Source organism: Streptomyces sp. NPDC058678 (assembly GCF_042714835.1).
In the GTDB taxonomy this organism is placed as follows: domain Bacteria; phylum Actinomycetota; class Actinomycetes; order Streptomycetales; family Streptomycetaceae; genus Streptomyces.
On sequence record NZ_JBHXSG010000121.1, the window covers coordinates 1 to 13,223 of the forward strand.

Annotated in this window: 6 protein-coding genes; 1 reads left to right on the plus strand and 5 read right to left on the minus strand. The window is 72.1% G+C overall.

Annotation, left to right across the window (positions count from 1 at the left end; all coding sequences use genetic code 11):
- The 5 genes from ACFWWR_RS46690 to ACFWWR_RS46710 all read right to left on the minus strand — a co-directional run.
- A partial coding sequence (locus ACFWWR_RS46690) for an amino acid adenylation domain-containing protein (protein WP_384310470.1) occupies nucleotides 1-5,465 on the minus strand: 5,465 nt, incomplete at its 3' end.
- A gap of 153 nt (nucleotides 5,466-5,618) precedes the next feature.
- Nucleotides 5,619-5,903: an acyl carrier protein gene (locus tag ACFWWR_RS46695; RefSeq protein WP_383877770.1), complete on the minus strand. Its 285-nt coding sequence runs from the start codon at nucleotides 5,901-5,903 to the stop codon at nucleotides 5,619-5,621.
- Between the two features lie 2 nt (nucleotides 5,904-5,905).
- Nucleotides 5,906-7,663, minus strand: a complete 1,758-nt coding sequence (locus tag ACFWWR_RS46700) for an acyl-CoA dehydrogenase family protein (protein WP_383877768.1) — start codon at nucleotides 7,661-7,663, stop codon at nucleotides 5,906-5,908.
- Complete coding sequence (locus ACFWWR_RS46705) at nucleotides 7,660-9,498, minus strand: acyl-CoA dehydrogenase family protein (RefSeq protein ID WP_384310473.1); 1,839 nt, start codon at nucleotides 9,496-9,498, stop codon at nucleotides 7,660-7,662. Before ACFWWR_RS46705 ends, ACFWWR_RS46700 begins: the two co-directional genes overlap by 4 nt.
- Nucleotides 9,495-11,270: a fatty acyl-AMP ligase gene (locus tag ACFWWR_RS46710; RefSeq protein ID WP_384310475.1), complete on the minus strand. Its 1,776-nt coding sequence runs from the start codon at nucleotides 11,268-11,270 to the stop codon at nucleotides 9,495-9,497. The genes ACFWWR_RS46705 and ACFWWR_RS46710 overlap by 4 nt, the downstream gene beginning before the upstream one ends.
- 343 nt (nucleotides 11,271-11,613) lie before the next feature.
- On the opposite strand from ACFWWR_RS46710, the gene ACFWWR_RS46715 reads away from it, so the two are divergent.
- A partial coding sequence (locus tag ACFWWR_RS46715; RefSeq protein WP_384310478.1) for a condensation domain-containing protein occupies nucleotides 11,614-13,223 on the plus strand: 1,610 nt, incomplete at its 3' end.

Genomic DNA, 13,223 nt, shown 5'->3' on the forward strand with positions numbered 1-13,223 from the left:
CCCGCGGGGACGGGCTGGAGGTGGGGGTCCAGGACGTAGACCTGGGTGTTGGCCAGCGGACGCCCGATCGATACGGCCTCGCCTGCGTGCAGCACCGTGGCGGTGGACCAGATGGTGGTCTCGGTTGGTCCGTAGACGTTGGTGACCTGGGCGGCTGCGTGGGTGAGCTGCTCGGCGAGGTCGGCGGGCACGGCCTCACCGCCGACCAGGACCCGCACCCCGGCCAGCGCGGCCGCCGCGCCCGGATCGGCGGTCACGGACCGCCACAGACTCGGCGTCGCCTGCATCACCGTGATTTTTTCCTCGGTGAGGAGGGTGCGCAGCCGTTCGGGGTCGTGGACCAGCCCGGTGGGGGCGATGACGACGGTGGCGCCGGCGGTGAGGGGGGTGAACAACTCCAGCCCGGCGATGTCGAAGCCGATCGTGGTCACCGCCAGCAACCGGTCCCCGTCCGCCAGCGGAACCCGCTCCCGCATATCGGCCAGCAGGTTGGCCAGCGCGCCCCGGGAGACCACAACCCCCTTCGGCCGGCCGGTGGAGCCGGACGTGTAAAGGACGTAGGCGGCCTGCCCGGCATCCGTGGTGTGCGGCAGGGTGGTGACGGGCTCGGGTTCGCGGTCTGCCGCGTCGGCCATCCACGCCTCGTCCACCACCAGCACCGGCCGGGTCTCGTCCTGCATGAAGGCGAGGCGTTCGGCGGGGAAGTCGCCATCCAGCGGCAGATACGCACCCCCGGCCTTCAACACCGCCAGCAACGCCACCACCAGATCCGCCGAGCGGGGCAGCATCACCGCCGCATACCGTTCCGGTCCCACCCCCGCCTCGGCCAGCAGCCGCGCCAGGCGCTCACTGCGCGCATCCAGCTCCGCATACGACACGGGCAGCCCGTCGAACACCACCGCCGCAGCCTCCGGCACCCTGCCCGCCTGCGCCCGGAACCCGGCCACCACATCCGCAGCCACAACCGCGGTCCGGGTGCCGTTCCACTCCTCCAGCACCCGCCGCCGCTCACACTCCTCCAACACCCGCACCCGGCCCACCCGGGTCTCCGGCGCCGCCACCACCGTCTCCAGCACCCGCACGAGCTGCTCCGCCACGCCCTCCGCCAGGTCGCGGCCGACCAGGTCGGGGCGGAAGTCGAGCCGGAAGTTCATGCTGTCGCCGCTGGTGCCGGGGATCGCGGCCAGGCCCAGGGCGTAGTGCGTGCCGCCGCGGATCTCCGCGTCGTCGAGGGAGAGGCCGGCGCGTGCGGCGGAGGCGGCGATGGCCTCGTGGTCGAGTGGGAAGTTCTCGAACACCGTGAGGGTGTCGAAGAGTTCGCCCGCGCCGACGGCGCGCTGCAGTTCGGCGAGGCCGATGTGCTGGTGGTCGACGAGGTCGGCCTGCTCGTCTTGGAGGCGCCGGAGGAACTGGGCGATCGTCTCCGCCGGGCGCAGGCTTGCGCGCAGCGGGAGGGTGTTGACGAAGAGGCCCACCATCTCGTCGGCGCCGGTGAGTTCGGCCGGCCGCCCGGCTGCCGTCACGCCGAACACGACGTCGTCGCGGCCGGTGAGGCGCCCGAGCAGCAGGGCCCAGGCCGCCTGCACCATGGTGTTGGGCGTGACGCCGTGGCGGCGGGCGGCCCGGGTGAGGGCGCGGGCGGTGTCGTCGGACAGGGCGAAGCGGATGCGCTGCTGGGCCGCGGGTTCGGTTCCCGGGCGGTCGGTGCCGACTCTCGTCGGTTCGTCGATTCCGGCCAGTGCGGCGCCCCACGCCCCGAGTGCCGCGTCGCGGTCGCGTCCCGCCAGCCAGCCGAGGTAGTCGCGATAGGGGCGTACGCGAGGCGGCTGTGCTGCCGTGCCGACGCCGGCGGTTGTCTCGGCGTACGCGGCGAGCAGGTCGCGTACGACCAGGGGCAGGGACCAGCCGTCGAGCACGATGTGATGGTTGGTCAGGACGAGCCGCCACCGGTCGGTGGCGAACCGGGCCAGGGTGAACCTGATCAGCGGCGGTTCGGCCAGGTCGAAGCGGGTCCACCGCTCTTCGTCGAGGAGGCTCTGCCAGGCCGTCTCGCGCGCGGTCTCGTCGAGGTGGCTCAGCTCGGCCTCGCGCCACGGCGCGGTGGCGGTGCCGGCGACGGCGGCGAGGGCGCGGCCGCTGTCGACCTGCCGGAAGCCGCAGCGCAGTACGGCGTGGCGGGCGAGAACCGTGTCGGCCGCGGCGCGCAGGGCCGCGGTGTCGAGGGTGCCGTCGAGGGTGAGGACCAGCTGCGCGTTGTAGTGGTCGAGGGCCGCGGTGTCGAACTGGTTGTGGAAGAACAGGCCTTCCTGGAGGGGCGAGAGCGGCAGTACGTCCACGGTGCCGGGGGCCGCTGCCTTCACCTGGGCGATTTCCTGGTGCGACAGTTCGATCTGCGTGGCGGGCTCGGCCCCGGCCGCGCCGTCGTCCTCCGGTGTGACCGAGGCGAGCTCCGCCACGGTCCGGTGGCGGAAGACGTCCCGGGCCGTGAGCCGCAGTCCGGACCGGCGGGCGCGGCCGACCAGGCGCGTGGCCATGATGCTGTCGCCGCCGGAGGCGAAGAAGTCGTCGTCGATGCCGACTTCGGGCAGGCCGAGTACGTCGGCGAAGAGCGCGCAGAGGGCGGTCTCCCGCGCGGTGCGGGGCGCGCGTCGCTCCGTGTCGTCGTTGCCGTAGTCCGGGACGGGAAGGGCCTTGCGGTCCAGTTTGCCGTTCGGGGTCAGCGGCAGCGAGGGCAGCGCGACGAACGCGGCGGGGATCATGTAGTCGGGCAGTGACGCGGCGAGGTGTGTCCGCAGGGCCGTCGTGCCGGGGTCGGCGGCGGTGCCTGGCACCACGTATGCGACCAGGCGCCGGTCGCCGGGCCGGTCCTCGCGTACGACGACGGCGGCGCGGGCCACCGAGGGGTGGCGCAGCAGGACGGACTCGATCTCACCGAGTTCGATGCGGAACCCGCGGAGTTTGACCTGGTCGTCGGCGCGCCGCTGGTATTCCAGCCGCCCGTCCGGCGTCCAGCGGACCACGTCGCCGGTCCGGTACATGCGGGTTCCGGGTGCGCCGAACGGGTCGGCGACGAAGCGTTCGCCGGTCAGCGCCGGGCGGCCGTGGTAGCCGCGGGCGAGTCCGGCACCCGCGATGTACAACTCGCCGGAGACGCCGGCGGGCACGGGGCGCAGCGCCCGGTCCAGGACGTACACGCGGGTGTTGAGGATGGGCCGGCCGATGGAGACGGAGGTGTCCGCCGTGACGTCGGAGGCCGTGGACCAGATGGTCGTCTCGGTCGGTCCGTAGAGGTTGGTGACGGACGCGGTGACGGCGCTGAGGGTCTGCGCGAGCGCGGTGGGGAGTGCCTCGCCGCCCACGAGGGCGCGTACGTCCTTCAGGGCGTCGTCGGGCTCGGCGGCCAGCGCGTGCCACAGGCTGGGGGTGGCCTGCATGACGGTGACGGCCTCGCGGGCGATGAGCGTGCGCAGCGCGTCCGGGTCGCGGACCTCGTCGCGGTCGGCGAGCACGATGGAGGCGCCGGACAGCAGCGGCAGGTACAGCTCGAGTCCGGCGATGTCGAAGCCGACCGTGGTCACGGCGAGCAGCCGGTCGTCCGCCGTCAGATCCAGCCGGTGGGCCATGGCAGCGAGGAAGTTGTCGAGGGCCCTGCGGGGGATCACTACCCCCTTGGGCCGGCCGGTGGAGCCGGACGTGTAGATCACGTAGGCGGGGTGGTCTTCGCGGGGGGCGGCCGTGCGCTCCCGCTGGTGCAGGTTGGCGACGGGCAGGGCGCTGGTGCGGGCCTGGTCGAGCAGGAGGCGCGGCACGTCCGAGCCGGGGATGCGGTCGTCGAGTCCGCCGGTGGTCAGCACGAGGGAGGGGCGCGCGTCGTCCAGGACGTAGGCGATCCGGTCGGCCGGGTACTCGGGGTCGACGGGCAGGTAGGCCGCGCCCGTCTTGAGGACGGCGAGGAGAGCCACGACGAGTTCGGTGGAGCGCGGCAGGGCCACTGCGACGTACTGTTCGGGTCCGATGCCGCGCTGCACGAGGAGCCGTGCCAGCTGGTTGGCGCGGGCGTTCAGCTCGCCGTAGGTGGTCCTGGTGGTGCCGTGGACGAGGGCCACTGCCTCGGGGGTGTGCTGGGCGCGGGTCTCGAAGAGTTCGGGCAGCGAGCGGCCGGGGAGCGGGTGCGCGGTGTCGTTCCAGTCCGTGAGGATCCGTACGCGCTCGTCCCCGTCGAGCAGGTCGACGTCGCCCACCGGCTGGTCCGGGTCGGCCGCGAGCGCGGTCAGGAAGGCGACGAAACGCTCCTGGTGCGCGACGAGTTCGGCTTCGGTGTAGAGCGCGGGGTTGGCGTCGAACTCGAGCAGTACGCCGCGCTCGGAGGTCGCCGGGTCGCCGAAGGACACCACGGACAGGTCCTTGACCGGGCCGGTCCACAGCGGATGCATGACGGTGTCGTGGCCGCCGAAGCGGATCTCCTGCCCGAAGGACATGGCGTTGACGGTGACGGAGTGCAGTGCGCCGCTGCTGCCGGAGAGGCTGAGGTCGCGGTGCAGGTCCTCGCTGCGGTAGCGCTGGTGCCTGAACGCGCCGCCGAGCCGCGTGGCGACCTGCTGGACGAGGCCTGCCAGGGTGGCGTCCGGCGTCACGGCGAGGCGCAGCGGCACCTCGTTGGCGAACATCGCGGGTGTGGCGAGCGCACCGGGGGTGGGGCGAGCCGTGGTGGGCAGACCGACGACCACGTCGTCGGCGCCGGTGAGGCGGTGAGTGTAGGCGGCGACCGCGGCGAGCAGCACGGCCGACCAGCGGCCCGCTCCGGCGAGCCGTGCCGTGCGGTCGGCGGGCAGTTCGACGGTGCGCCGCAGGGCGACCGGCGAGGGTTCGGCGACCCTGCCCGTCAGCGGAGCAGGCTCGGGCAGGTCCGCGAAGGCGGCCTGCCAGTACGCGCGGTCCTCGTCGTGGCGTGGGGAGGAGCGGTAGTCGTGGTCCTGGCCGACGAGGTCGGCCAGCGGGCGGAACCGGGCGACGGGAGGTTCCTGGCCCGCGGCCAGCTCGGTGTACGTCCGGGCGAGTCGGCGGCAGTACACGGACTGCCCGTAGCCGTCCAGGACGATGTGGTGGTGGCGGAAGTAGAGCAGTGACCGGCTCTCACCGGTGTGGAAGAGGGCGTGCGTGTACAGCGGGCCCGTCCGCAGGTCCGACGGGGTGAGCAGGTCGGCGTCCATCCACGCGCGGGCGGCGGCCGTGGGGTCGGGCTCGGCGGCGACATCCAGAACGTGCAGGGGGATGTCGCCGCCGGCCGGCCGTACGATCTGCCACAGCTCGTCGCCGTCCTCGTCGAAGTGGACGCGCAGCGCCTCGGTCTCCGCGACCGTACGGCGGACCGCCTCGGTCAGCAGAGCGGGGTCGACCCGTCCCGCGATCTCGAAGTAGGTCGCGCAGTTGTACAGCGGGCTGTCGGGGGCCAGTTGCTGACCCACCCAGATTCCCGTCTGCGCGGCCGAAACAGCCCGACGAACCCCATGCTCAGACACTGCACACCTACCCACGTTCTCTTCGCTCTCCGGACGGGCTCTTCTGCACAGGTGGACCGGGGACCGCGGGCTGCCCGTGCCCGTGGTGCCGCCGAACGGTCAGGCCGCGAGGGGCAGTTCGGCGGAGATGACGGCGACGAGCCTGTCGACGGTCGGCTCGTCCCACATGACGGTGGGTTCGAGGCTCACGCCGATGTGGTCCTCTATCTCCGCGACGACCGTGAGGGCGTAGATGGAGTCGAGGCCGTAGCTCCCGAGGGGTTCGTCGGTCTGTATGTCGTCGGCGGACATGTCCAGGTGTGCGGCGATGCGCTCCTTGAGCCAGGTCGTGAGCTCCTCGGACGACAGGCTGGAGCCGGAGTTGCCGGTGGCGAAACTCGACATGATCAGTTCTCCTGGGGGTTGTGGTCGGCGAGTCGTCGCCTGACCAGGCCGAGACTCGTGGCGGACTCGTGGCGCTCGATCAGCTCGTCGAAGAGTCGCTGTTCGAGGTCGGGGGGCAGCCGTTCGGGCGGGCTGCCGGGCGACAGCGGGATCCTGGCCAGCACCGCGGCGAGCCAGGCGGGGTCGGTGAGGAACGGGTCCGGGTGGCTCTGGTTGACGCGCCACAGCTCGACGCACGCGGCGGCCGCCAGAACGTTCACGTAGCGGTGGGTGAGGTCGTACGACGCCGAGCTCGCCGCGACGGACCGTTCGACGGGGGGCAGGTCCGCGCATTCCGCGGTGAGGCTGCGGAGTTCTCCGGTGAGGTGGCCGCCGACCCGGCGGATCACGGGGTGGGCGAGCAGCAGGGCCGGCTCCGCGTCCAGGCCCGCGGCCAGCGAGGAACTGAGGCGCTCGCGTCCGGCGGCGGTGACGGTCAGCCGGTCGAAGGGGATGGGCGGCAGTTCGGCGTCGAGGCGGAAGAGCTCCTCGGGCGCGGCCTGACCGGCCGGCCACGATCGGCGGGCCAGCAGCGGAAGCTGCGGCAGGAGCGACATCTGACAGGCGGCGCGGGCGGCGTGCCCGAAGCCGGCCGGCTGGACGTCGCGCAGCAACTTCTGGAAGATGGCGTGCTCGCCCTCGCGGATGTAGAAGTGGGCGCCGAGGAGGGTGGACAGCCGGTGCATGGCGTCCATCAGGATCCGGGAGATGAAGAACTTGACGGCCTGCGCGTAGATCCCGGTCTCGGCCGGGACGAGGTGGATGGCGCGGGCTCCGACGGTGGCGAACGCGTCGCACAGCAGCAGGTCGGCGTGGGCGGCGGCCAGCACGGACCGCACCTCGGGAAGGTCGACGGCCCGGCGTCCGTACAGCTTCCGCGAGGTCAGGTGCCGCAGGGTGGTGCGCAGCCCGGTGTCGAGCATGCCGTTGAACATCGCGACCAGCGTGGTGCGGGTGATCTGGAAGGACTTCAGTGCCGTCTCCAGGCCCTGGCCCTGCCGTCCCACGATGCTGTCGGCGGGTAGCGGGCAGTCGTCGAACTCGATGCCGCCGAGATGGACTCCGCGCATGCCGACGCTGGGGAAGCGGGGCAGATCGAGCATCCGGCCCGCGGGGACGGAGGACTTGTCGACGAGGATCTGGGAGTGGCTGCGGCTGCCCGGGCGGCGGTCGGTGCGCGCGAACATGACGACGGCGTCGGAGCGTCGGAGGTTGGTGACCACCTCCTTGCGCCCGTTGAGGAGGAGGCGTCCGTCGGGTCCGGGCAGGGCCTCGAACTCCATTCCGGCCATGTCGTTGCCGTGGGCCAGTTCGTGGTAGGCGACGGAGACCTTCCGGTTGCGCAGGAGCAGTCCGGCGACGTGCCGGCGCTGCTCCTCGCTGCCCGCGGTCCAGATGTTGACGGCCGCGATGAAGGAGCTGACGCCGTAGCCCAGGCCCAGGCAGGGATCGCGCCGGTAGACCGACCGCATGATCTCGATGAGGTCGTCCAGTCGGGTCAGGCGCCCGCCGTACTCGGGCGGCACGAACTCGGCGTTGAGCCCGTACGCGTCGAGCGCCTGCTCCCCGGCGGCGAACATCTCGGCCCGCTCGTCGGCGGCGAGGATCTGCCGGAAGCCCAGCGGGTTGGCCGGATGCCGGGGATCGCCCAGGTGCTGTTCCAGTGCGTCGGCCCGGTGCGGGAACGCCAGGCCGGCGGTCGCGGTGGCCGTGCTGGTCATAAGGCACTCCTGACTTTCGCCCGGCGCCCGAGTGCGGCGGTGAGGGTCGGTGTCGCCGTGCCGAGCGCGTGCTCGGCGAGTCGGTCGTAGGCCTCGGGGCCCGCTGCACCGGGGCTGTGGCCGAGGCGGGTGAGGACGGTGCTCAGGCAGGCCCGCAGCCACAGTGCGTCGTGCCACACGGTCGGCGGGCCGCCGGGGTCCGGTGCCTCGGGGGCGTTGTTCAGCCACAGGTGCAGACAGGCCGCCGCCGCGAAGCACAGTTCGTAGCGCTCGGCCTGCGCGAAGGCGGCCGCGGGTACGTCCCGTGCGGTCCGTCGCTGCGTGCCGAGCTCCCGGTGCAGGGCGTCCGTCTCGTCCTTGATCCGTTCGGCGAGGCCGGCCACCTCGGCGGGGAGCAGCCCGGCCTCGGCCTGGGCGCGGACGCGTGCGACGGCGTCCGGCAGGCTCTGCACCACGCTGCAGCCGCCCTGGGAGATCAGCGCGAGCCGCTCGCGGTCGAACTCCGGTACGGATACGGCGAGCCGGGTCGCGGCGGCGACGCCCGCCGGGTCGGTCCGGCCGCGCCGGTAGCCGGTGGCGAGGAGGGGGAACTGGTCGATCAGGGCGTTGCGGTTGACGGCCGTGTTGCCGTCGAAGATGGCGATGACCCGGTGGTCGCGCTCCAGCTTGGCGAACGCCCCGTCGGCGTACTCCTCGGTGAGGAAGCTTCTGACGCCCAGGAGTTCCGCGCTGCGGTCGAGGATGCCCTGCACCAGGTCGGGTACGAGGGCCTTGGCGACCGCGGAGGTCACGCTCATCTCCCCGGTGAGCGCGTGGATGCTGCGGCTCGCCACGATGCCGGTGGCTTCCGCCAGCAGCTGTGCGGCGGTGATCTCGCCCAGGATGCGGCGGATCCGTGGCAGTTCGCTCAGGGTACGGCCGTACAGGCGGCGGCCGCGTGCGTAGTCGGAGGCGATCCTGAGGGCGGTGTCGCCGGCCCCGAGGGACAGCGCCACGCAGATGGTCCGGGTGAGCTGGAGGGCCTTGAGGACGATCTCCACGCCGGCCCCGGTCTCGCCGACGAGCGCCGCGGCGGGTACTTCGGCCTGGTGGAAGGCGATGCCGCTGATGTCCGCGCCGCGGACGCCGTGGGTGGGGACTTTGGGCAGACAGGTGAACGACCCGTCCGCGAGGCGCCGCTTGTCCACCAGGAACAGGCTGAAGCCCCGGGGGCCGCCGTCCGGTTCGGTGCGGGCGAGGACGCAGACGAGGTGACCCCGGGTGGCGTTGTTGATCAGCCACTTCTCACCGTCGAGGAGCCAGCCGCCGGCGGTCCGGGTCGCCGTGACCTGTCCGGCGAGCAGATCGCTGCCGTGCTGCCGCTCGGTGAGGCCCCAGGACGCGATCGCCCCGGAGAGGACCAGCTGCCCCGTCCGGTCGGCCTGTTCGGCGGTCCCGGCCACCCATACCGACGCCGCGCCGAGGAACGTCTTGCCGTGCGCCACCGCGACGGTCAGGTCGCGGCGGGCGACGGTGCGCAGCAGCAGCATGAGTTCGGTGTGGTCGTCCAGCCTGCCACCCGCCGTGACGGGTACGTAGTGCGCGTGGAGACCGAAGTCGTCGAGAACCCGGCACGCGGCGGACGGGAACGCCTCCCGCCGGTCGAGTTCGGCCAGCGCCCCGGGCCGGAACGACGCGTGTTCGTCGCCCGAGGCTCCCAGCGCCGAGTCCAGGGCTTCGACGGCGGACCGGTGCACCGTGCGGCTGTCCTCCGCGTCCCGCTCCGCGGGTTCCTCGTGTTCCTGGTCCGTGCGGCCGTACGGCGCGGTGCGGGCGGTGGCGGGGCGCGCGTTCACGCCTGCCTCGCAGGGGTGCGACGGGAGTCCTTCAGGCCGGTGTCCAGGTGGAGCGTTCTGAGGTCGCCGGCCAGGAACAGCTCGCGCATCGCGGCCCGCTGGATCTTGCCGCTGGTGGTGCGGCTCACCCCGCCGCGCCGCAGCAGGACCACCGCGTGCACGCCGGTGCCGAACTCGCGGGCCACCGTCTGCCGCATGCCGGCGGCGAGCTTCGCGAGGACGTCCGCGCCGAGCCGGCCCCGGACCTCGTGCGTGACGACGATGCGCTCCTCGTCACGGTCCGGGCCGGGCACCGGGACCGTGAACACGGCCCCGAACAGGCCCTTCAGGTCGTCGTGCTGGGCGCGCAGTTCGTGCTCGATGTCCTGCGGGTAGAGGTTGCGGCCGCGGACGATCAGCGTCTCCTTGATCCGGCCGGTCACAAGGATCTCGCCCTCGTGCACCAGTCCCAGGTCCCCGGTCCGCAGGAACCCGCCCTGTCCGTCGGCGGTCTCGGCCCGGAAGGTCTCCCGGGTGACCTCCGGCCGCTCCCAGTAGCCCTGGGCGACGCTGTCACCCTTCAGCCAGAGCTCACCGACCCTGCCCTGCGGCAGGACCTCACGGGTGTGCGGATCCACGACGCGCACGGTGTAGTCGTGCGCGGTGCCGCAGGCCACCAGGGCCCTGGTGCGCGGGGACGCCTGGGCCGGCACGAACTCGTGCCGCGCCAGCGCCTCCGCGTCGACATGCCGGACGACCGGCTCCCGGGAGCCCGCGCCCGAGATGAACACGGTGGCCTCCGCCATGCCGTAGCAGGGGGTCGGCGAGCCGGCGCGGAAGCCGGCCGCCGCGAACCGCTCGGCGAAGGCGGTCAGCGTGGCCGCCTGCACGGGTTCCGATCCGTTGGGTGCGTACGTCCAGCGGGAGAGGTCCAGTCCGGCGATCAGCTCGTCGGTGACCTGACGGGCGCACAGCTCGTAGGCGAAGTTGGGTGCGGGCGACCAGTGGAGGCCGTACACGTCGACCATCCGCAGCCACCAGTGCGGCCGCTTCAGGAACGTGGTGGGGGACATGAGTACGCAGGAGCCGCCCAGCACGAGCGGGGGCAGCAGGACCGCCATCAGTCCCATGTCGTGGTAGTGCGGAATCCAGGAACCGAAGCGGGTCGACCCGTCCATCCCGAAGGCACGGCGCAGGCTGTCCACGTTGTGCAGCAGATTGCCGTGGGTGACCATCACGCCCTTCGGCTCGCCGGTGGAGCCGGAGGTGTACTGGAGCAGCGCGAGCGTGTCGTGACCGAGCGGCGGCGCCACCCACCCGTCCGGATCCGCCCGCTCCGCCTCGTCCGTCACCAGGATGTCGTCCGCCCCGACCGCCTCCTGGCCGACGGCCCACTCGCGGACGTCGGCGTGGACGCCGGAGTTCGTCAGGACGATGCCGACCCCGGCGTTCTCGGCGATGGCCGTGACCCGTTCGCGCTGGTGACGGTACTGCCCGGGCAGCGGCGCCGGCACGGCGACCACACCGGCGTACAGGCAGCCCAGGAACGCGGCCGCGAAGTGGATGCCCTCCGGGTACAGCAGGAGGGCGCGGTCGCCGGGCACCAGCCGCGCGCCCAGCCGCACGGCGATTTCCCGAGCCGCCGTGTCGAGTTCCGCAAAGGTCAGCGTTTCGTCGACCTTTTCAGCGGAGAGGTCGCGCACGAAAGTCACCGCGGGCGCTTCGGGCTGGGACAGTGCATTTCTGCGAAACGCATCGGTGACGCTGGGAAGATCTACGACAGCAATCGGCATGGGCCATTCCCCCAAAAACGCGGCACACAACGCGCGGCTCACGACAGAATTCCATCTGGCGGGGGAACATAACCACTGCGCCCGAGGCCAGTCAACAGACCATGAACGCCGGCCCGGCACCCGGAATGACACCGAGAGTAGTGACCACGTCACAACGGGTCGACAAAGTGGCGCTGTTCTCGCCGTAATAGGCGGTTGCGGAAGCCCACGTCGTCGGCCGCGCCACACCAGATACCTGCGCTTATTCAGCCTCCCCTTAATCCGGTGACAGGGTCGGTGCACTCGTGTTCAATACTCGTGCCCAGCCGTCGAGGGCATTGCATAAACAACGAGAGGTGCGGGAGTGAAGCAGACCGGACTCGAGGATATTCTGCCGCTGACTCCGCTGCAGGAAGGCCTGCTCTTTCATGGCCTTTACGATCCGGACGTCGAAGACGTCTACGTCTCCCAGCACATCCTCGACATTTCCGGACCGCTCGACACCACGGCCCTGCGTTCGGCCGCCGACGCGCTGCTGGCCCGCCACGCCAGCCTGCGCGTGGGATTCCGGCACGAGGGACTCAGAACGCCCGTGCAGATCGTGCCCCGGTCCGTGCGCACTCCCTGGCACGAGGAGGACCTCACCAGCGGGCCGGACGACGCGGCACGAAACGCCCGCGCCGAGGAGCTGCTGCGCGCCGACCGCGAGACCCGCTTCGACCTGTCCGCTCCCCCGCTCGTCCGGTTCACCCTGCTGCGGCTCGCCGACCGGCGGTACCGCTTCTCCCTGACGTTCCATCACCTCCTGCTGGACGGCTGGTCGCTGTCCGTGGTGCTGCACGAGCTCTTCGCCCTCTACGGCGACGGCGGCGACGCCCGCGCCCTGCCGCCCGTCACGCCGTACCGCACCTTCCTGGGCTGGCTCGCCCGCCAGGACCGGGACGGCGCCCGCGCGGCCTGGGCCGACGCCCTGTCCGGCCTGGCGGAACCGACGCTGGTGGCGTCCGGCCGGTCCGGCTCCGGCACAGCCGTTCCCGAGCGCGTCACCTTCTCCCTCACCCAGGAGCAGACCGAGCAGCTCACCGGCCGGGCACGCGCCCTCGGACTCACCGTCAGCACCCTCGTCCAGGGTGCGTGGTCCCTGCTGCTGTCCAAGATCCTCGGCCGGGACGACGTCACCTTCGGCGTCACCGTCTCTGGCCGGCCGCCGGAGCTCCCCGGCATCGAGAGCATGGTCGGGCTGTTCATCAACACGGTTCCGGTCCGCGTACGCCTGCGCTCCGCCGAGCCGGTCGGACAGTTGCTTGGGCGCCTCCACCAAGCCCAGCTGGCCCTGCTCCCCCACCAGCATCTCGGCCTCACCGACATCCAGCAGGCGACGGGGCTCTCCCAGCTCTTCGACACCATGGTGGTCTTCGAGAACTACCCCCACGACGCCGGACGGCTGTCCGCGTCCACCACCGAACCCCAGGACGCGAACGTCCCTTCCGACCCGGTCCACGTCGTCGGCCAGAGCACCAGCGACCGCTCCCACTACCCCCTGACCTTGGTCGCCCTGCCGGGCACCACGCTGCGCTTCCGCCTCGACCACCGGCCGGACGTGTTCGACAGGACGCAGGCCGAGGCGCTGATCGAGCGGTTTGTGCGGGTGTTGGAGGCGGTGGTGGGGGATCCGTCTCGGCCGGTGGGGCGGGTGGAGGTGTTGTCGTCCGAGGAGCGGGCCGGTCTGGTTGCGGCGTGGACGGATGTGTCTGCCGGGCCTGTGGGTGGTCTGACGTTGGCGGGGTGGTTCGCGCGGCAGGTGCTGGCGTCGCCGGGTGCGGTGGCCGTCTGCTGTGACGGGGTGGCGCTGTCGTATCGGGAGTTGGACGCGCGGGCCAATGGGCTGGCGCGGTTGCTGATCGAGCGGGGCGCGGGTCCTGAGCGGTTGGTGGCGGTGGCGTTGGAGCGGTCGGTGGATCTGGTGGTGGCGTT